Below are 19,759 nucleotides of genomic sequence, written 5' to 3' on the forward strand. Positions count from 1 at the left end.
CTGACAGCAACTCGCTGCCAGACGATGTGCCCGCTCTGTGGCGGAATAGGACTGGGTGAATCCGGTGGTGCTGCGAGCGCCTCAAGCGGCGATCCGCTCGGGCTCGAACGTGCTACGCCGCAGCGCGACGCCTTCCGCGTCGAACAGATGACACGCCGAAGGCGGAACGTGAATGCAGATGCGCTCGCCCGAACCGATCGGCGTATCGCCCGCGGCCTTGGCGATCAACGTGCCGGCCTCGTGATCCGCGTGGATGTAGCTGTGCTCGCCGAGCCGTTCCGATAGCACCGTGACGCACTGAATGAACTGATCGTCTCCCGTGAGCCGCAGATGTTCCGGGCGCACGCCGAGCGTGACGGGCTGGCCGCGTTGAAGACGCTGGCCGTCGACATTCGCCGTCAGCCGCTCGCCGCTCCTGGTCAGCGTGACAGTCACCTTGCCCACCTCGATCGAATCGACCACCGCATCGATGAAATTCATGCGCGGCGAACCGATGAAACCCGCCACGAAGCGCGACTTCGGATGGTGATACAGCTCCAGCGGCGCGCCGGTTTGCGCGATGCTGCCGAAGCGCTCCGCGTCGGCGCCTGCGTGCAGCAGCACGATTCTGTCGGCAAGCGTCATCGCTTCGACCTGATCGTGGGTCACATAGACCACGCTCGCGTTCGCGAAGCGTTGATGCAGGCGGGCGATTTCGACGCGCGTCTGGCCGCGCAACGCGGCGTCGAGATTCGACAGCGGTTCATCGAACAGGAACACACCGGGTTCGCGCACGATCGCACGGCCGATCGCCACGCGTTGCCGCTGCCCGCCCGAGAGCGCTTTCGGATAACGATCGAGGAAGGCGTCCAGTTGCAGAATGCGCGCGGCTTCGCGCACCTTCCGGTCGATGACGTCCCTGGGTTGCTTCGCGAGTTTCAGGCCGAACGCCATGTTGTCGAACACGGTCATGTGCGGGAATAGCGCGTAGCTCTGGAACACCATCGCCACGCCGCGCCCGGCGGCGGGCACGTCGTTCACGAGACGGCCGCCGATATGCAGTTCGCCCTCGCTCAGGTCTTCGAGACCGGCGATCATTCTCAGCAGGGTCGACTTGCCACAACCCGAAGGCCCCAGAAAAACGCAGAACTCGTGCTGCGCGATCTCGAGATTCACACGCCGGATCACCGGCGGATGATCACCGTACGACTTCTGTACATCCGTAAGACGAATCGTTGCCATGCTGCCGCCTCCTGGATTTAACCGCTTAAATTTCTATGAAAAATAAACGGCCAGCTCTTGTGCAGCAGGCATTTAATCGCTTAAATTCGAACTCGAAGGAAAAAGTCATGGTGGGTGTCTCCTGTGTGTTTTCCAGAAACTTATCAACGTCGCCGGTTGCTTGCAACATTTGAATTGCACTCCCTGAATATGGGATAAACACAAAATGGTCACCCTGTCCGAAGTAGCAAAGCGCGCGCACGTCACTGCCGCCACCGTTTCGAACGTCCTGCGCAATCGCGAGAAGGTCCGCCCGGAAACGGCCGAACGCGTGCTCAAGGCGATCGCCGATCTCGGCTACCGCCCCAATCTGAACGCCCGCGCGTTGGCGGAGGGCCGCTCGTCGACCTTGGCCCTGATGTTGTCGAACATCTCGAACCCGTTCTACCCCGAGTTCGTGCTGGCCGCCGAGCGGGCGGCACGCAAAGCGGGATACTTCCTGATGGTTTGCAATACTGACGATGATGCGGAGGTCGGCCGTGCGTATCTGAACCAGATCGCCGGCACACTCGCGGACGGTGTCCTCGTGATGAACACGGACATCAAGTTCAACGAATTGTGTGCGTCGGCCAGGCACAGCGCGCCGATCTTGCTGGCGATGTGGGAACACCCTGAGGCGCCGCCCGCCCTGCCCTGCATCGCCGTGGATTTTGCTCATGCGGGTGCGCTTGCCGCAAGGCATCTGCTCGAACTGGGTCACCGCGAGATCGGTCTGCTGATCGGCGACGGGTGCGGCGGTTTGCAGGATGCGCGCTCCAACGGATTTCGCGCGGTGGTGCACGAAGCCGGGATCGAAACAGACGCTGCCGCGGTGCTGCAGATCCGCGACTCGATCGACGCCGGCTACGCCGCCTGCATGCAGTTGATGGCGAGCCGCCCTCACCTCACGGCGATTTTCGCGACCAACGATCTGCTCGCGATCGGTGCGGCACAGGCGTTGATCACGCTGGGCCGCGCCGTGCCGAACGATGTGTCGGTCATCGGCATTACGGACATTCAACTGGCGCACCAGGTGCATCCTGCTTTGACGACGGTTGCGATCCAGACGGCGGCCGTTGCGGAGTTGTCGGTCGAGAGTCTGATCCGGTTGATTCAGGCGCCTGAACAGCAACCGTCGATGGTGCTCGCGCCGCCGCCGCAACTCGTCGTACGCGCTTCGACGGGACCAGCATGTGCGCGTGGCTGAACCGGAAAGCGCATCCATCCCGTGCCGGGCGCGCAGACTAATTGACCTGAATTTCCCCGTTCCACCGCCACCGCAGCAGAAAATGCTGTGGCGGCGCGAAAAACAGGCGCCGTGCACCGTCGAGCCCCCCATGGGATGATTTCATTGACTGCGGCGTGCGCGTAGCATCAACGTGTTAATCGTCCGCAATCCGCCCTATGTATGCGGCCGTGCCGCCGCATCGATGACTCGCGCTCGCCTCGTCGAGCGCAACCCGAAGGAGCAACCCGATGTCTCTCGCATTGACTCGCAATGACCTGATTCACCCGCAGAATCTGATCGACGGCAAGTGGATCGACGCCGCCGACGACGCCCGCTTCCCGGTCACCAACCCGGCCACCGGCGAATTGATCGTCGAAGTCGCGAACAGCGGCGCAGCAGACGCACGCGCCGCCACCGACGCCGCATCCCGCGCATTCCCCGCATGGCGCGACAAGCTGCCGCGCGAACGCGCGGAGATTCTGCGCCGCTGGCACGCGCTGATCGTCGCCAATACCGAAGACCTCGCGAAGCTGATGTCGACGGAACAAGGCAAGCCGCTCGCGGAAAGCCGCGGTGAAGTCGCCTATGGCGCCTCGTACGTCGCCTGGTTCGCCGACGAGGCGACCCGCATCTACGGCGATCTGATCCCGCAGCAACAGCGCGGCAAACGCATGAGCGCGGTGAAGGAACCGGTCGGCGTGGTCGCGGCGATCACACCGTGGAACTTCCCGCTGGCCATGATCGCGCGCAAGATCGCGCCCGCGCTTGCGGCCGGTTGCACGGTCGTGGCCAAACCCGCCGAAGACACGCCGCTCACCGCACTCGCGCTCGCAGCGCTCGCCCAGGAAGCGGGCTTGCCGGACGGCGTGCTGAACATGCTGTCGGCTTCGCGCGAACAGGGCATTGCGGCGGTCGCGGACTGGCTTGCCGATGGACGCGTGCGCAAGATCACGTTCACGGGCTCGACGCCGGTCGGCAAGCATCTCGCGCGCGAATCGGCTGGCACGCTGAAGAAGCTGTCACTGGAATTGGGCGGCAACGCGCCCTTCATCGTATTCGACGACGCCGATCTCGACGCGGCCGTGACGGGTCTGATGGCCGCCAAGTTCCGCAACGGCGGTCAGACCTGCGTGTGCCCGAACCGCGTCTATGTGCAGTGCGGTGTCTACGCGCGTTTCGCCGATCTGCTCGCGAAACGCGTGGCGGCGCTGAAGGTTGCACCCGCAACCGATCCCGCCGCACAGATCGGCCCGATGATCAACGAACGCGCCATCGACAAGATTGCCCGCCACGTAGAAGACGCCATCCAGCACGGAGCAACCGTGCTGACGGGCGGCAAGCGCCTGACCGAACTCGGCCCGAACTACTATGCGCCGACCGTGCTGACCGACGCGCGCGAAGACATGATCTTCTGCTGCGAAGAAACCTTTGGGCCGGTGGCGCCGCTGTTCCGCTTCGACGACGAAGCCGAAGCGATCCGCCGCGCCAACGACACGCCGTTCGGCCTCGCAGCCTACTTCTATACGCAGGACGTGCGGCGTATCAATCGCGTCGCCGCGCAGCTGGAAGCCGGTGTGATCGGTATCAACGAAGGCGCCGTGTCGAGCGAAGCCGCTCCGTTCGGCGGCGTGAAGGAATCCGGTTACGGCCGCGAAGGATCGAAGTACGGCCTCGACGACTACATGTCGATCAAGTACATGTGCCAGGGCGGTCTGGATTAACGACCCGCCGCGCGTTTCAGGATCCATCACCTCGCATGTACAGCCGCGCATAACGCATGTAACGCGCGGCTGTACGAGAAGTCTGCATTCCGCGTTTGCTTCCCCAGCAAACCGTCGTCTTCCCCTCGTCATGCAGCCCATTCATGACGCCCATTTTTGTCCCTAATTTGACCGGGTTTTCTCGCGGCCCTATGGTTCGGCCATGCCTGCCGGATTCGTATCGCCGCTCTCGCCGATCAGCATGACCGGGATGCGGAACCCTCAACATCGTGACCCTTCCCATGCCATGAACTCTGACGCGACCGCCGCTCTCACACCCCTGTCCGCCGTTCGTCCAACCAGCAAGGTTCGTCGCGCGGTGACGACCGCGGTGCTCGGCCAGATTCTCGAATGGTATGACTTCTTTCTCTATGGAACCGCCGCCGCGCTGGTGTTCGGCAAGCTGTTCTTTCCGGTCGGCAGCGATCCGCTGACGGGTACGATCGCGGCCTTCGGCGGCTTTACGGTGGGCTTCATCGCGCGGCCGATCGGCGGCGTTCTGTGCGGTCATATCGGCGACCGCTACGGCCGCAAGACCGTCATGATGCTGACGCTGCTGGTCATGGGCACCGCCACCGTCTGCATGGGTCTTCTGCCGACCTACCAGCAGATCGGCATCGCGGCGCCCGTCTTGCTCGTGCTGCTGCGCATACTGCAGGGCCTCGCGGCAGGCGGAGAATGGAGCGGCAGCATCCTGATGATTCACGAGAGCGCGCCCGCCTCGAAGCGCGGTGCGCTGGCCGCATGGAGCCCGTGCGGCGCGGCGTTCGGCTTCGTGCTGTCGACCGCTGCGTTCCTGCTCGTGCAGACGCTGTCACCTTCCGATTTCCATAGTTGGGGCTGGCGTGTTCCGTTCCTCTGCAGCGCCGTGCTGGTCGCGCTCGGTCTATGGATGCGCCGCTCAGTTGACGAAAGCGCGGAGTTCGCCGAAGTGAAGGCCGCGCGCCGCGACAGCCGCATGCCGATCGTCGAGGTGCTGCGTCAATGTCCGCGTGAAGTGCTGACGGTGTTCGGCCTGCGCTTCGGCGAAGGAGCCGCGTCATACATCTTCTTTGCGTTCTCGATCGCCTACAGCCAGTTCGTCGGCATCAAATCGAGCTGGGTGTTGGGCGGCCTGACTCTGTCGATGCTGCTGATGATCCCCGTATCGCTGTTGATGGGACGCCTCACCGATAAAGTCGGCCGCAAACCCGTCTATCTCGCCGGCGCGATCGCGATGGTGCTGGTCGCGTATCCGTACTTCACGTTGCTCGGCTCCGGCGTGCTGTGGAAAGTCATCGCGGCGCTCGTGCTCGCCAACAGCATCACGCTCGGCATTCTCGAAGGCGCGCAACCGGCCTTTATCAGCGAATTGCTGCCTGTTCATCTGCGCTTCTCGGGCCTCGGCATCGGCCGCGAGATTTCTTCCGTACTCGGCGGCGGCCTCTCGCCGATGGTGGCGACCGCTTTGCTCGCCCATTACCGCAGCGCCACGCCAGTCGCCATTTATCTCGTCGTGCTGGGCCTGATCACCGTGCTCGCGACGTGTTTCGCACCCGAGACCTTCCCCAAAGCGTTGCGGCTTCAGGCGCAACGCAACGAGCAGGACAACGCCTGACGTCCAGCGGCTGCTACACCACACCGCGCCACGTCAGCCTGCACCTCTCCTTCATCTTCTTACGTTGTCATCATGCAAAGCCTCCAGACAAGCAGTCTTTCGACGTACGCCTACGAACCTCGCGCGATCGGTCACGCGGATCCTTATCCTGAGTACGCAGGTCCGATTACACTCGACGCGCTGATCGGCGAGATCGAGCGTCGCCGTGACGAATTCGATCAGGTGTCGCATGTTCCGCGCGACATGGTCGCGAAGATGAAACGCGCGGGAATTTTCCGCGCGAGTACGCCGCAACGCTTCGGCGGCGACGCGCTGCCGCCGCCGCAATTTCTGCGCATCCTCGAGCGCATCGCCATCGCCGACGGCTCGACCGCCTGGGTCGCCGCATTCGGTTCGGCGAACACGTATCTCGCCGCGCTGCCGATCGAAACGCAGCAGCACATTTATGCCACCGGCCCGGACCAGGTCTTCGCCGGCGGCCTCTATCCGCTGCAACCGGCCACCCAGGCAGCCGGCGGTTTCACGGTCAGCGGCCAATGGCGATTCGCCAGCGGCTGCAAGGGCGCGGACTGGATCGGCGTGGGAATCGGCGGCACGCCCGCCAATTCAGGCAATGCGGGCGCGGGCAAGCCATTCACCGCGGTGTTTCCCGCGCATGAGGTCGAGATCGTCGAGAACTGGAACGTCGTCGGGATGCAGGGCACCGGCAGCCACGATTTGCGCTTGCACGACAAATTCGTCGGTACGCAATGGACCTTTGTACGCGGCGGCCAGCCGTTGATCGACGAGCCGCTCTATCGCTACCCCGCCGTCGCCTATCAGGCGCAAGTGCACGCCGCCGTCAATATCGGCCTCGCGCGCGCGGCGCTCGACCTGCTGACGGGCATGTCAGGCGCGACCAAAACCACGACCGGCGCGCCGCGTCTCGCGGATCGAGGCTATTACCGCTCGGGCCTTGCGAAAGCGGAAGCCAACTGGCGCAGTGCCCGCGCGTTCTTCTACGAGTCCGCCGAGGCAGCATGGACGACCATCGTGGCCGGCGATTCCGTCACGCAGGAACAGGCCAATTTGCTGCGCTTAAGTGCGACGCATGCCGCGCAGCTAGGTGCCGAAGTCGTGATGCAGGCTTACCAGATGGCAGGGGTAGCCGCGATCTATCGCGAGAACCGGCTGCAACGTCTGGTGCGGGATTCGATCGTCGTGACGCAGCACGCGTTTCTTGGCGAAGGGACTTATGACGCGTCCGGCGCGCTGTTCGCCGGCGTGCCGCCAGTCACGCCTTTTCCCTGATGCCTGCCGATGCGACCTGCACTCCCCAACCACGAGGCACAGAACGTGACGACTGAAGACACCAGAAAGCGTTTCCGCGACGCCATGGCGTGCCTGCCCGCCGCCGTCAACGTCATCACTACGGACGGGCCAGGCGGTCGCTGCGGCATCACAGCGAGCGCCGTGTGCTCGGTGACAGACGCGCCGCCGACCATGCTCGTCTGTATCAATCAGGCCAGCTACGTCCACGACGTACTGCATCGCAACCGCAACGTATGCATCAATGTGCTCGCCGCCGGGTACCAGGACCTCGCGCGTGATTTTGCGGGCATGACGGCGTGTTCGATGGACGAGCGGTTCGGACGGCATGCATGGGCGAGCGGACATGCTTCGGCGCCTGTGCTCGCGGACGCGATTGCCAGTCTTGAAGGTGAAATCGTCGACATCAAGACGGTCGGCTCGCACTCCGTCATGTTCGCGCAGATCCGGCACATTGCGCTGCGCTCCGATGGCGACGGGCTCATCTATTTCGGACGGCAGTTTCATTGCCTGACACGGCCGGCATCGGCAACGCCGTCCGTGACCGCGCACGGCGCGAGGTGAACGTGGAGGTCTGCTTCTTTCTTTTCGCCTACGGCGACGGCACAGGCAACGCACGCGCCCCTGTCGATCCCTGGTTGCTCGAAGCAGCGTCGCGGGAAATACAAGGGCTGACGCGTTGCGTGATTCATCTTCCTGTGGAACTGCCGGATAGCGACCCGCTGTCGAAGAACCACACGTCGAGCCCCTGCTGCGCATTGCAATGCTATTTCGACGATCTCGGTTTGCTCGAAGCAGCGCTGCAAACCGGCGGCGCGATGCACAGGATCGTCGATCGCATGGCGAATGCGGCCGGTACCAATCTTACGTTTGCACAGCAGGTCATGGCAGTCAGGCCATTCGCCACACCGAGCCCAGTCGACACAAACCCTCGTGCTGAACGATGCACCTACCTCGTCAGCTACGAAGGTGAAGCGGACGATTTCAACGCATGGCTCACACACTACATCACCCATCATCCGCCGCTAATGGCGCAACTGCCCGGCATTCGCGAACTGGAAATCTACACGCGGCTCGATTTCCGCTCTGGCCTGACCATTCCACGCGCGGTCGCGATGCAGCGCAACAAGGTTGTCTTCGACACGCCCGAAGCGCTCGTGGCGGCGCTGGCGGCGCCGATCCGTGCGCACATGAAGCAGGATTTCAACGCATTTCCGCCGTACAGCGGGGCCACCCCGCATTTCCCTATGCGCAGCATTTACGGTAATCTGAAACCGACATAAACACCGCTTATTGCCGGGATTCCAACGTCATGACAAAGTCGCAGCCCGGCATTACGGATCTGAATCTGCTGCGCGTGTTTCTGGCTATCTCCGATCTGCGCAGCCTGACCGCCGCGGGCGAGCGGCTCGGTCTTACGCAACCGGCGGTCAGCCATGCGCTGCGCCGTTTGCGTGTGCTGTTCGACGACCCGCTGTTCGTTCGAACGCCCACCGGCATGCTCCCGACCGACGCCGCGTTGCGCTTGCACGCGCCCCTCACGCAGGCGTTCGGCATCATCAACGTCGCGGTCCAGCAACTGGCGAAATTCGACCCCGCCACCGCGCAACGTGTCTTCCACGTTTCCATGTCGGATATGTCGGAGTTTTATTTTCTGCCGCCGCTTCTCACGATGCTCGAGCAGAACGCGCGTGGCATTCGTATCGAGATCGCAAACTTCCCGGTCGACGCGGTGAGCGCCGCCATGCGCAGCGGCAAGATCGATCTGGCGCTCGGCTACGTGCCCGGCCTCGATCCGGGTTGCGTGAGCAAGACGCTGTTCGTCGACGAACATGTCTGCGTGGTACGCGCGGGCCACCCGCTGCGCAAACAGAAACCGACCAAGGAAGACCTCGCGGGCTTGCGCTACGTCTACGCCAGCACAAACGCCACCGGACACCGGATGGTCGAACAATGGCTGGAGGAACTGAATCTCCGCCGGGATATCGTCTTGCGCCTGCCCCATTTCGTGGTGGCGCCCGAGATCGTTCAACATACCGATCTCGCCGTCATCTTCCCGAGGAGCATCGCGCAGCGCTTTAACCGCAACAAGGCTTTTCGTATCCTGCCGTTGCCGTTCTCGCTGCCGCCCATTGAAATTCAGGTTCATTCGCACTCGCAATTCTCGGCGGACCCGGGCATTGCGTGGCTGCTCGATGTGATTTACACCCTGTTTCATCAGCCGCCGGCCGGCACGGAGACGAGACATTCATGAATCTTAGGGCGTTACAGTGCTTCGTGATTCTGGCGGAGGAGCTCAATTTCAGCCGCGCCGCCGAACGCCTGCATATCGCGCAGCCCGCGCTCAGCCAGCAGATCCGTTCACTCGAAGAACGGCTCGGCACGAAACTGGTCGACCGGGCCAGGCGCCCGCTGAGTCTGACCGAGGCCGGCCACTATCTCTGCACGGAGGCGCGTCAGATACTGGGCTCGCTGGAACAGGCGAGCCTCGTGGCGCAGGAGATCGGCGTCGGCCGGCGCGGCTGGCTCAGCATCGGCTTCACGCGCTCGGCGATGTACAGCATCCTGCCGCCCGCGCTCAAGGCGTTTCACAACGCGTTCCCGCAGGTCGAACTCAAGCTCTTCGAGTTGCTCACCGAAGAGCAAACCGATGCGTTGCGCGATATGCGCATACACATCGGCATTGGGCGGCAACCGCTGGCAATTGACGGCTGCACGTCCTATCCGCTGCTGAGCGAGCGCGTCATGGTCGCGCTCGAACCGAGTCATCCGCTTGCGGCGCGCAAAACCGTGCGGATTACCGATCTCGCCGATACGCCCTTGATTCTCTATCCGAAGCACCAGAACGCGCAGTTCAAACGTTCGGTGCAGACGCTCTATCGCGACGCGGGCGTCACGCCGGTCGTGGCGCACCAGGCCTATGAAATCCAGACCGCGATCGCGCTCGTGGCGGCGGGCCTGGGCGTCACGTTCATCGGCGAATCGGTGGCGCGGCACGGACGCACCGACGTCGCATTCCGCCACCTCAGCGGTCCCGGCTCGTCGTACCGCTCCACGCTCGCGGCCACCTTTCGCACCGACGACGCTTCACCGCATCTGCGCGCCTTCCTGACCTGCCTCCCCGCGCCGCTTGCCGGCGTCACACTATAAGTAAAAACCTATACAAGCATAAGCAAGCGGTCTTGGACTCGCTGTCCGCGCGTTCTTATCATGAAGTTCTTTGCTTCAGCCCCGCCCGTTCATGAGCGCGTCAGCTCATGCAGACACGGGCGGCGACCCCTGAAATCCGGCCGCCAAACGCGCGGCCAGCGGACACTGCCGGCATTCGATCCGGCAGGCCGACCATAAGAACGCAGCCACGGCTCCGGCCGTCGCTGCAAGGTAGGAGACAGCATGACCTCATTCGATGAAACCGCAACCATGCGCAAGGTGTACGGGCGATTAATGCCCCTGCTCTTCGCGATGATGTTCTTCAACTATCTCGACCGGATCAATATCGGTTTCGCCGCGCTGGACATGAACAAGCAGCTGGGTTTCAGTCCGGCTGTGTTCGGTTTCGCGGGCAGCATTTTCTTCTTCGGCTACATGTTGCTGGAAGTGCCGAGCAATCTGCTGCTGCACCGGGTCGGCGCGCGCCGCTGGATCGCGCGCATTCTGCTGACGTGGGGCGCGGTCGCGGCAGCCACCGCTTTCGTCTTCAACGATTCGAGCTTCTACGTGTTGCGCTTTCTGCTGGGTGTGATGGAAGCGGGCTTTTTGCCGGGCGTGGCGGTCTATCTGACCAAATGGTTTCCGGTGCGCTACCGGGCTCGCGCGGTGGGCGGCTACATCATCGCAGGTTCGTTTTCGGCCGTGCTGGGTGGGCCGATCTCGACCACGTTGATGACCTACGCGAACGGCATTCTCGGTTTGCAGGGCTGGCAATGGATGTTCATCCTCGAAGGCGTTCCGGCGATGGCGCTCGGTCTGCTGACGCTGCGCATCATGACCGAACGTCCCGCCGACGCCGCCTGGCTTTCCGACGACGAAAAGCGCTGGCTCGAATCGACGCTCGCCGCCGAACGCGAGGCTGTCGGCGGCAATACCCACTTCCCGCTGCTGCGCGTGGCGAGCGACATCCGCGTATGGAGCCTCGCGTGTCTGTTCGGCTGCGCGTTGGTCGGCATTTATGGCCTGTTCCTGTGGCTGCCGCAGATCGTCAAGAGTCTCGGTCATCTGAGCAATATTGAGGTCGGCTTTCTGTCCGCCGCGCCGCCGTTGCTCGGCGTGCTGGGCACTTTCCTGATCAGCCGCAGTTCCGACCGCACCGGCGACCGCAAGAAGCACCTCGCCTTCGTGTACGGCATGAGCGCACTGGCGATTGCCGGTAGCGCCTACGCGCCGAATCCCGTGATCGCCTACGCACTGCTGTGTCTGACCGGCTTGTTCATCTACGCGGGCAACCCGCTGTTCTGGAGCCTCGCGTCGTCGTTCAGAACCGGTGCCGCGGGTGCCGCGACCATTGCGCTGATCAATACCATCGCGCAGTTCGGCGGTCTGGTCGGCCCCTGGAGCATCGGCCTGGTGCGCAGTGCGACCGGCAACTTCAAGCTGGCCCTGCTGACGATCGCCGCGTTTCTGGTGGTCGCGACGATCATCGCACTCGTGATGCGCGTCACGCCGGCTGAAAAAGACGACGTCTCGCTCGCAACCGGCGACCCCGCGCCGCGCGGATGAACCTGGTGGCGAAATAGGTAACGCACAACGCGGACCTATGAGCACATAGCAAGCAAAGTTAAGCACTCTCAAGGATACCCAACGGGTTTTCACACCATGATCATCGATTGCCACGGCCACTACACCACCTCGCCGAAACAGCACGAAGCCTGGCGCGCGCAGCAGATCGCCGCGCTGAAGGACGGCGGCTCGCCGCCACCGCGCCCCGTCATTACCGACGACGAAATTCGCGCGGGCATCGAAACCGGCCAGATTCGCATCCAGCGAGAACGCGGCACCGACCTCACGATCTTTTCGCCGCGCGCCGCCGGCATGGGGCACCACCTCGCCCCGGCCGATGCCAATGCGGTCTGGTCGAGCGAATCCAACGACCTCATCCATCGTGTGGTGTCGCTGTTCCCGCGCAATTTCGTCGGCGTGTGCCAGTTGCCGCAAGCGCCGGGTACGGCGCCGGCCAATTGCATCGCCGAATTGCGGCGTTGCGTGGAAGAGTTGGGATTCATCGGCTGCAATCTGAATCCGGATCCGTCCGGCGGCCACTGGACAGGACTGCCGCTCACGGACCGCTCGTGGTACCCGCTCTATGAAGCGATGGTGGAGCTCGACGTGCCCGCGATGATTCACGTGTCCTCCTCGTGCAATCCGAATTTTCACGCGACGGGCGCGCACTACATCAACGGCGACACCTCCGCGTTCATGCAGTTGCTGCAAGGCGATCTGTTCGCCGACTTCCCGACGCTGCGCTTCATCATTCCGCACGGCGGCGGCGCGGTGCCCTATCACTGGGGACGTTATCGCGGGCTCGCGCAGGACATGAAGCGGCCGCTGCTCAGCGAATACCTGATGAAGAACGTGTTCTTCGATACCTGCGTGTATCACCAGCCCGGCGCCGAACTGCTCGCCAAAGTCATTCCGGTCGAGAACATCCTGTTCGCCTCGGAAACCATCGGCGCGGTTCAGGGTATCGATCCGGAAACCGGCCACCACTACGACGACACGCGGCGCTACATCGACGCGATCGAATGGCTCAGCGACGCGGACCGTCAGCGTATTTACGAAGACAACGCCCGCGCGGTCTACCCGCGGCTGTCCCGTCAACTCGAGCAACAATTCGCCACGCAAGGAGCAACGTCATGAATTCCGCTACGAATCCAATCGGCTGGCGCGAACACGAATCCGCGCCTCAGGCAAACCCCGCAACACTCGACGCATTGCGTGAACTGGCCGTTTCGCTGCTCAGCGACAACATGGCGCGCGCGGCCGGCATGGTCGGCTTGCGGCCATATCATCTGCCCAAGCCGATGGCCGGCACCGCGGTCACGGTCCACACCCGCCCCGGCGACAACCTCGCGATTCATCGCGCGTTCGATTTTTGCCGGCCCGGCGACGTGCTCGTGATCGATGGCGCCGGAGACCTGACTCAAGCGCTGATGGGCGAAATCATGTCCAGTTTCGCAGAGAGTCTGGGCGTGCAAGGCCTCGTTATCGACGGTGCGATTCGCGATGTCGGTGCACTACGTCAGCGCGATTTTCCGGTCTATGCGCGTGGTGTGACGCATCGTGGGCCGTACAAGAACGGGCCTGGCGAAATCAACGTGCCGGTCACGGTCGGCGGCATGGTGGTTCATCCGGGGGATATCATCGTCGGCGACGAAGACGGTTTGCTCGCGATCTCGCCCGCTGACGTGGAAGCGGTGATCGAAGGCGCACGGCGTCAGCATGCGAAGGAAACGGCGGCGTTGAAGTCGATCGCCAATGGCAGTTTCGATCGTTCGTGGGTCGTGCCGCATCGCGACCGGATGATGAACAACTGACTTCACGCGCGGCGCCGGAGCGTGCATGATGTTGCTGGTTCGCTGCGTAGTGAGTTGCGTACCAGGTTGCGTACTAAGTTGCGTACGCATGAGTCGCGTACCATGAATCGCGGCGAATCGGCCAACATCGCCCCAACCCGCAGGAATCGTGACCCTCATGGTGGAACATCTGAACGCAGCAACGCTCCTTGAACTCGCGCAACATGCGGAACAGCACACCGCTGTGCCATGCACGTGTACCAGAACACCGCTGGACGGCTGGCTATCGCAACCGCTTTCTCTCGATGAAACACAATTGAAGGAAGTCGGCACGCTTGCGCCGGATGACGATCCTGAGCCCACGTTCAGCGAGTATCTGCCGGGCAAAACGAGCTACTGGTCCGCTGACGCACCCATCGCGCCGCGTTACTTCCCGTACAACCGCTGTACTGTCTGGCAGTGCGCGTTGTGCAGCCGTCTTTATCTGCGGTACACCGAGGGTGGTGGCTACTTCGTAGATCGGCGGATTCGCGCTTTGCAGTCGATACTGATCGAGGATGTCCCGCTGCCTGAATAAATCGGCAGGCGGTACTTCGCCAGTGACGCCCGATCGTCTTCCCAGTCACTTGAAGTAACCTGCAGTCACGCTCGCAGCGGCCATGAGGGCCGAGTAACAACGCACAGCATTCCGGCAGCGGGAACCTAAAGCGTCTAATGCCCAGGCCTCAGCGCCGCATACGTCCCCGGCGTAATCCCATAGGCCCGCTTGAAAAGCCGGTTGAGATGGCTTTGATCGTAAAAGCCCACCGCAGCGGCGGCCGCTGCCGCGCTATGTCCCGCTGCAAGCATCCGTTTTGCCGCGAGCAACCGCACCTGCGTTGCATAGGCATGCGGCGGCAATCCAAACTCTTTACAGAAGGCACGCGTGAGGTAATAGCGGCTCAGCCCCACCAGTTCCGCCAGTTCGTCGACCGGAATATCGCGCGCATAGTTGGCGGCGACGTACTCGCGCACCTGCGCCATCTTGCGGGCTTCGCGCCGCCCTTCGCCGAGTTCGAGCCGCGATTGCCCATATCGTCCGACCAGCATGCCCATTGCGGCCCACCAGTTCGCCTGCCGCTCCATCAGCGAGACCGCGCCTTGGTCGTCTAGACTGGCATGCGCCTTGGTCAGCAGACCGGCAAGGTGCGCATCCTGGTAGAGCCCCGGCGGAATCAGAAGCGGTTTGTCGGGACGCGAGTCGGGTGAGAACACGGCGCTCAGCGCGCCCAAACCCTCCATGTCGAGATAGATGGCGCGATAAATCCATTCGCGGCCTTCCCACACCTCGCCGCTGTGATATTCGCCCGGCCCGAACACCAGCACGCTGCCAGGTCCGGCGACGTCGCTGCCCTTGCGCGTATGACATTGGCCCGCGCCGGTTTGCGTCATGACAATGACGAGTTCGTCATGCAGATGCCGGTCGAATTTGTGCTCGCCGTAGCGGGCGCTCGCGAGGCAGGCGCCATCGAGCGCGCCGTCTCGCCAGCACACCACCTCCGGTTCGCTTTTATCCGATGTGTCCATGGCCGCTCTCTGCTGTCCTGGATGCCTGTTAGACCAATTCTATTCTGACCCGGCGATTGCGCCGCCCCTTGTTCTCGATCTTCACGATGCGGATCGGTCTCGATTGCACCGTATTGGTCAGGTGCGTGCCGCCACAGGCCTGCCGGTCCAGGTCGCCGATTTCGACGATCCGCACCGTGCCGTCGGATGTCGGCGGCGGCGCCACCGAGAGGCTGCGGATCAGGCCCTGGGTCGACTTCGCTTCCGTTGCGCTCACGTAGTAGGTGCGCACGTCCATGGCGCTGTGGATCACCTCGTTGACAGGCTCCTCCAGCAGACGCAGCGCGTCGTTATCCGCTTCGGGCAGATCGAAGTCCATGCGGGCAGTGCCGTCGGCATTAATCTGCGCACCGGTCACGAGCGCGCCGGCAAAGCGCTGATACACGAGGGCGTTGAGAATATGCGTGGCCGTATGAAGCTGGGCGACGGTGGCGCGCCGGGCCGCGTCGACGGCCACGTGCACGTTGCCGTTCAGTTCGAGCGGCTCGTCGAGAAGATGCCATAGCATGCCGCCTTCCGGCGCGACGCCGGTAATGCGGACGGCGCCGTGCGCGTGCGTCAGCGTCGCGGCGTCCGACACTTGGCCGCCGCCGCCCGGGTGCAAGGCCGTGCGGCCCAGCACGACGGCGCCGGGCCGCGAGGCGATCACGCTCGTTTCGAACTCGAGTAAATCCGGCTGCTCATGGCAAAGATAGTGCGCCACCTTGATGTCCCCGCATGAAATGAAATGGCTGATGTTGCCTAGCATACCCAGTCTCGCGGGGGGCCGTCTTGGTTAAAAATGCCCTTTACGGCTGGGGCCGGATCATGGCCGCCCGTCTTCGCCACGTCCATCGCGCGCGCAGCCACCTCGATTTCGCCGTCCGGAAACAAAGCGCCGATTGATATAATTTTCCGGGCGCACATGACCGGGCAAGCTCGCCATGAGCCCATATTTCGCCCGTCATACGCCAATCTGACTGGAAGATTCGATGTCCAAACAAATCGCTAACGCGAGTCGAGCACCCACCCTTACCGGGCTTTTCCTTATATTCAGCCGTATCGGGCTCACCAGTTTCGGCGGCGGCCTGAGCGGATGGCTCCTGCGTGAATTTGTCCAGGATCGCGACTGGATCAGTGAAGAAGACTTTTTGAACGGCCTGGCCATTTCTCAGGCGCTGCCGGGCATCAACGTCAAAAACATGGCGATCTGGATCGGCCACCGTCTGCTCGGCTGGCGCGGTGCGCTGCTGGCGGTCACCGGCATCATCGTCCCGCCCGCTATTCTCATCATTGTTCTCGGCACGCTTTTCAGTCATCTGCTGCAGTTCCCGGTCGCTCACATACTGCTCGCGGGCGCGGCCGCCGCGGCCACCGGCCTGTCGCTGTCGATGGGTGTAACAACCGCGCTCCGGGTGCGGCGCAGACTCCTTCCGCTGCTCTTCCTTGCGGGCACCTTCGTCGCGGTCGGCATCTTGCGCCTGCCGCTGGTGTGGGTCGTGGCAGGCGCCGGCGGCCTGAGCGTGCTGGCCGAATACATCAAACTACGCAAAGCCTAGCCATGTCGAATCGCGTTCTTCTACAGCTAGCGGCAGTTTTCGCGCCCCTGTCACTGGTCACGATAGGCGGGGGCCAGGCCATCATTGCCGATATCCAGCGGCAGGTTGTCGACGTGCATGGATGGATGACGCATGCCCAGTTCGCCGTCGACTTTGCCATCTCGCGCATGGCGCCCGGCCCCGGTTCGCTGCTGGCTACCTTGATCGGCTGGCAGATCGCGGGTTTCTGGGGCGCTGTCGTGGCCACGCTGGCATTGCTCGCGCCTACCGGCATCCTGATCTACGGCGTGACCCACATCTGGACACGCTATCAGGGCGCGGCATGGCAACTGGCGCTCGAGCGCGGACTACGGCCGGTTGCCTCCGGCATGATCCTCGCCGCGGGCTGGGTTCTGCTGAAGTCGCTCGACGGCGGGCTCCCGGCCAAAGCGATTGCCCTCGTTTCAGTAGCAACGCTGCTCAGCACGCGAATCAATCCGCTGCTTCTATTGCTTTGCGGCGCCTTGGTGTTGCTGGGCCTGTCCGAACTCGGCGCCACCCTGCCGGCTATGCTTCAGGTGCATATCGCGAGCTAGCGTGTGGGCTTTCATCATGGCGTCTGCAGCGTGCCGTCTTTCAAGCGCGTTTGCGTCCACGTCGTCACGGTGTTCTCGCACGGATATTTCGCTGCCTCGGTCTCGTCGAGGTCGACGCCCAGGCCCGGTTTGTCATTGGCATAAACGTAGCCGTTCCTGAATGCGGGCAAGCCAGGGAACACATCCAACAGAGCCTCTCGCGGCCCCTTGAGTTCCTGGATCACGAAGTTCGGCGGCTCGGTCCCCGACCATTCCTGCACACCGAAATTGCGCGCGGCGAGATCGATATGGATGTTCGCCGCATGCGCCAGCGGCGACATATCGCCCGGGCCGTGCCATGCGGTCCTTACCCCGAACTGCTCGGCAAAGATCTGCAGCTTGCGTCCCGCCGTGATGCCGCCGATCTGGCTGAGATGCACGCGGATGAAATCAACCAGGCGCTCGGTAATCAGAAACCGCCATTCGTACGGGTTGTTGAACAGCTCGCCCTGCGCCAACGGCGTGGTTGTTTTGGCGCGTAGCTGACGCATCCATTCGCCTTCCTCGAGCGCAATCGCGTCTTCGAGAAAGAACAGTTCGTACTGTTCCAGCTCGCACGCGAAACGGATCGCCTCGACCGGTTTCAGACGCTCGTGCACGTCATGGCACAACTCGACGTCAAAACCAATTTTGCTGCGAATGCCGTCGAACAGCTTGAGCGTCTCCCGCATGTACTTCCTGCTGTCGAGGTAGACGCCGTCCGCCGCGCCTTGAGGCGCGCTCGCGGGCGCCTTGCCGAAACCGCCTCCGCCATAGCCGCCACTCTGGCAACGAATATGCGTGATGCCCTGCTCGCGATACCGCTGGATGTTCTCGCACAACTCATTCAGATCGCGGCCATCCGCATGGCGATAGATCGGCACGCCTTCACGGCACTTGCCGCCGAACAGCTGATAGAGCGGCATGTTCGCCATCTTGCCCTTGATGTCCCACAGCGCCATATCCACACCGGAAATCGCGTTGTTCTCGATCGCGCCATTGCGCCAGTACGCGTTCTGATGCATCAGTTGCCACAGTTCCTCGATCGCCTCGGCGTCACGGCCGATCAGCAACGGCCGCAGATATTCCTCGATGAGGCATTTCACCGCCACGTGCCGGTAGGCAAACGTCGCGCAGCCAAGACCCACCAGGCCGGGCTGGTTGGTCTCGATCTTCACGACGATCAGGTTGATGCCTTCCGGCGCGGTCAGGATGACCTTTACATCGGTAATCAGGGTTGCCATGTTCTGTCTGCCAAAATCGAATCAATGAATCGGACGCGCGTTGCCGGGTTGTTCGTCAGAACGTGATCTGCACTTTCATCTGCGCGCTGCGATCCGCCGCGAGATCGAATGCTTCGATTGCGCGCTCGATCGGCAGCGTGGCGGTGATGATCGGCTTCACGTCGATACGGCCTTCCTTGATGAGCCGCGCGGCCAGCGCATACTCGCCGTGAAAGCGAAACGCGCCCTGCAAACGGATTTCCTTGCCGACCAGCGCGTTGATCGGAATCGGCACGTCACCCGTGACGCCGACCTGCACAATGGTGCCGCGCGGACGCAATGCGGGAATCACGTCCTTCAGCACCGCCGCCGCCCCGGTACATTCGATCGCGACATCGAAATAGCCTTTTTCCGCGGTGAATTCATCCGCCTTCAGACCTGGCTCGACCGATACGTTGAGCGTGCGGGTGGCGCCCATTTCCGTGGCTTTCTTCAAGGGTGCGTCGTGGATGTCGGTGGCCACTACTTCGAGCGCGCCGGCATGGCGGGCGGCCGCTACGACCAGCGCGCCGATCGGACCTGAGCCGGTCACCAGTACGCGCTTGCCTGTCACGGAGCCGGCCTGGCTGACGGCATGCAGCGCCACGGCCAATGGTTCGGCACACGCCGCCTCGCCCAGCGAGACCGCAGTTCCGACCGGTTCGCATTGATATTCCTCCGCGGCGATCAGCTCGCGAAACGCGCCTTGACTGTGCGGGACTCGCATGGCGCTGCCGTAGAACCACATGTCGGTGCAATGCTGCTGTTCTCCCGCAAGACAGAACTTGCAATGTCCGCACGGACGGCTCGGATTCAGCGCGATGCGATCGCCCGGCCTGACGCGGGTGACGTTGCTGCCGATAGCCTCGACCGTCCCGGCGACTTCATGACCGAGCACGATCGGTTGCTTCACGCGCACGACACCGAAGCCGCCATGCAGGTAATAGTGCAGATCGGAGCCGCAAATTCCGCCTGCGCCGATGCGAACCAGCACCTGGTTCTCGCCGATGTCCGCCACATCGACGGCTTCGATTCTCAAATCCTTTTCTGCGTGCAAAACGCAGGCGCGCGCTTCCATAACCGACTCCTGTTTCAATAGTTTCGTTGACCGCGAAGACCA

The 19,759-nt window shown here is 62.9% G+C and carries 19 protein-coding genes; 14 read left to right on the forward strand and 5 right to left on the reverse strand.

Annotated elements, in window-relative coordinates; all coding sequences use genetic code 11:
• Positions 1-81: 81 nt before the first annotated feature.
• Positions 82-1,221, reverse strand: coding sequence for an ABC transporter ATP-binding protein (locus ACOSV0_RS34125; RefSeq protein WP_434112155.1), 1,140 nt, complete (start codon positions 1,219-1,221; stop codon positions 82-84).
• 205 nt (positions 1,222-1,426) lie between these two features.
• Here ACOSV0_RS34125 and ACOSV0_RS34130 point away from each other — a divergent pair, with 205 nt between their 5' ends.
• From ACOSV0_RS34130 to ACOSV0_RS34185, 12 genes are all read left to right on the forward strand, one after another.
• Entirely contained in the window at positions 1,427-2,446 is a 1,020-nt protein-coding gene (locus ACOSV0_RS34130) for a LacI family DNA-binding transcriptional regulator (protein WP_434112157.1), read from the forward strand.
• Positions 2,447-2,715: 269 nt separating this feature from the next.
• Positions 2,716-4,188 (forward strand): NAD-dependent succinate-semialdehyde dehydrogenase, encoded by a 1,473-nt coding sequence (locus tag ACOSV0_RS34135; protein ID WP_434112158.1) that lies wholly within the window; start codon positions 2,716-2,718, stop codon positions 4,186-4,188.
• Positions 4,189-4,474: 286 nt separating this feature from the next.
• A complete protein-coding gene (locus ACOSV0_RS34140) occupies positions 4,475-5,824 on the forward strand; it encodes an MFS transporter (protein ID WP_434112160.1) in 1,350 nt (449 codons plus the stop codon).
• A gap of 72 nt (positions 5,825-5,896) precedes the next feature.
• On the forward strand, positions 5,897-7,114 hold the full coding sequence (locus ACOSV0_RS34145) for an acyl-CoA dehydrogenase family protein (RefSeq protein WP_434112161.1): 1,218 nt from the start codon (positions 5,897-5,899) through the stop codon (positions 7,112-7,114).
• Between the two features lie 9 nt (positions 7,115-7,123).
• The gene (gene hpaC, locus ACOSV0_RS34150) at positions 7,124-7,696 is read left to right on the forward strand and encodes a 4-hydroxyphenylacetate 3-monooxygenase, reductase component (protein WP_434112162.1); all 573 of its coding nucleotides are present in this window, start codon (positions 7,124-7,126) and stop codon (positions 7,694-7,696) included.
• A gap of 2 nt (positions 7,697-7,698) precedes the next feature.
• Positions 7,699-8,415 carry an EthD family reductase gene (locus ACOSV0_RS34155; RefSeq protein WP_434115978.1) on the forward strand — a complete coding sequence of 239 codons (717 nt, stop codon included), beginning with the start codon at positions 7,699-7,701 and terminating at the stop codon, positions 8,413-8,415.
• 29 nt (positions 8,416-8,444) lie between these two features.
• Positions 8,445-9,386 carry a LysR family transcriptional regulator gene (locus ACOSV0_RS34160; protein WP_434112164.1) on the forward strand — a complete coding sequence of 314 codons (942 nt, stop codon included), beginning with the start codon at positions 8,445-8,447 and terminating at the stop codon, positions 9,384-9,386.
• Entirely contained in the window at positions 9,383-10,282 is a 900-nt protein-coding gene (locus ACOSV0_RS34165) for a LysR family transcriptional regulator (RefSeq protein ID WP_434112166.1), read from the forward strand. The genes ACOSV0_RS34160 and ACOSV0_RS34165 overlap by 4 nt, the downstream gene beginning before the upstream one ends.
• Positions 10,283-10,525: 243 nt before the next feature.
• Positions 10,526-11,848 (forward strand): MFS transporter, encoded by a 1,323-nt coding sequence (locus ACOSV0_RS34170; RefSeq protein ID WP_434112168.1) that lies wholly within the window; start codon positions 10,526-10,528, stop codon positions 11,846-11,848.
• A 96-nt stretch (positions 11,849-11,944) separates the two neighbouring features.
• The gene (locus ACOSV0_RS34175) at positions 11,945-12,985 is read left to right on the forward strand and encodes an amidohydrolase family protein (protein ID WP_434112169.1); all 1,041 of its coding nucleotides are present in this window, start codon (positions 11,945-11,947) and stop codon (positions 12,983-12,985) included.
• A complete protein-coding gene (locus ACOSV0_RS34180) occupies positions 12,982-13,662 on the forward strand; it encodes an RraA family protein (protein WP_434112170.1) in 681 nt (226 codons plus the stop codon). Before ACOSV0_RS34175 ends, ACOSV0_RS34180 begins: the two co-directional genes overlap by 4 nt.
• 157 nt (positions 13,663-13,819) lie before the next feature.
• Positions 13,820-14,218 carry a hypothetical protein gene (locus ACOSV0_RS34185; protein ID WP_434112172.1) on the forward strand — a complete coding sequence of 133 codons (399 nt, stop codon included), beginning with the start codon at positions 13,820-13,822 and terminating at the stop codon, positions 14,216-14,218.
• A 134-nt stretch (positions 14,219-14,352) separates the two neighbouring features.
• Here ACOSV0_RS34185 and ACOSV0_RS34190 read toward each other — a convergent pair whose 3' ends face one another.
• Together ACOSV0_RS34190 and ACOSV0_RS34195 are read right to left on the reverse strand one after the other, a co-directional pair.
• Positions 14,353-15,207, reverse strand: a complete 855-nt coding sequence (locus ACOSV0_RS34190; RefSeq protein ID WP_434112173.1) for an AraC family transcriptional regulator — start codon at positions 15,205-15,207, stop codon at positions 14,353-14,355.
• A gap of 28 nt (positions 15,208-15,235) precedes the next feature.
• Positions 15,236-15,949 carry an alanyl-tRNA editing protein gene (locus ACOSV0_RS34195; protein WP_434115980.1) on the reverse strand — a complete coding sequence of 238 codons (714 nt, stop codon included), beginning with the start codon at positions 15,947-15,949 and terminating at the stop codon, positions 15,236-15,238.
• A 268-nt stretch (positions 15,950-16,217) separates the two neighbouring features.
• On the opposite strand from ACOSV0_RS34195, the gene ACOSV0_RS34200 reads away from it, so the two are divergent.
• Positions 16,218-16,784: a chromate transporter gene (locus tag ACOSV0_RS34200; RefSeq protein WP_434112174.1), complete on the forward strand. Its 567-nt coding sequence runs from the start codon at positions 16,218-16,220 to the stop codon at positions 16,782-16,784.
• A 2-nt stretch (positions 16,785-16,786) separates the two neighbouring features.
• The gene (locus ACOSV0_RS34205; protein WP_434112176.1) at positions 16,787-17,359 is read left to right on the forward strand and encodes a chromate transporter; all 573 of its coding nucleotides are present in this window, start codon (positions 16,787-16,789) and stop codon (positions 17,357-17,359) included.
• A 14-nt stretch (positions 17,360-17,373) separates the two neighbouring features.
• Here ACOSV0_RS34205 and ACOSV0_RS34210 read toward each other — a convergent pair whose 3' ends face one another.
• A complete protein-coding gene (locus tag ACOSV0_RS34210; RefSeq protein ID WP_434112177.1) occupies positions 17,374-18,621 on the reverse strand; it encodes an enolase C-terminal domain-like protein in 1,248 nt (415 codons plus the stop codon).
• Between the two features lie 55 nt (positions 18,622-18,676).
• Positions 18,677-19,717 carry an L-idonate 5-dehydrogenase gene (locus ACOSV0_RS34215; protein WP_434112178.1) on the reverse strand — a complete coding sequence of 347 codons (1,041 nt, stop codon included), beginning with the start codon at positions 19,715-19,717 and terminating at the stop codon, positions 18,677-18,679.
• Positions 19,718-19,759 lie beyond the last annotated feature (42 nt).

This window comes from Paraburkholderia caffeinilytica (assembly GCF_051027425.1).
Classification (GTDB): Bacteria; Pseudomonadota; Gammaproteobacteria; order Burkholderiales; family Burkholderiaceae; genus Paraburkholderia; species Paraburkholderia caffeinilytica_A.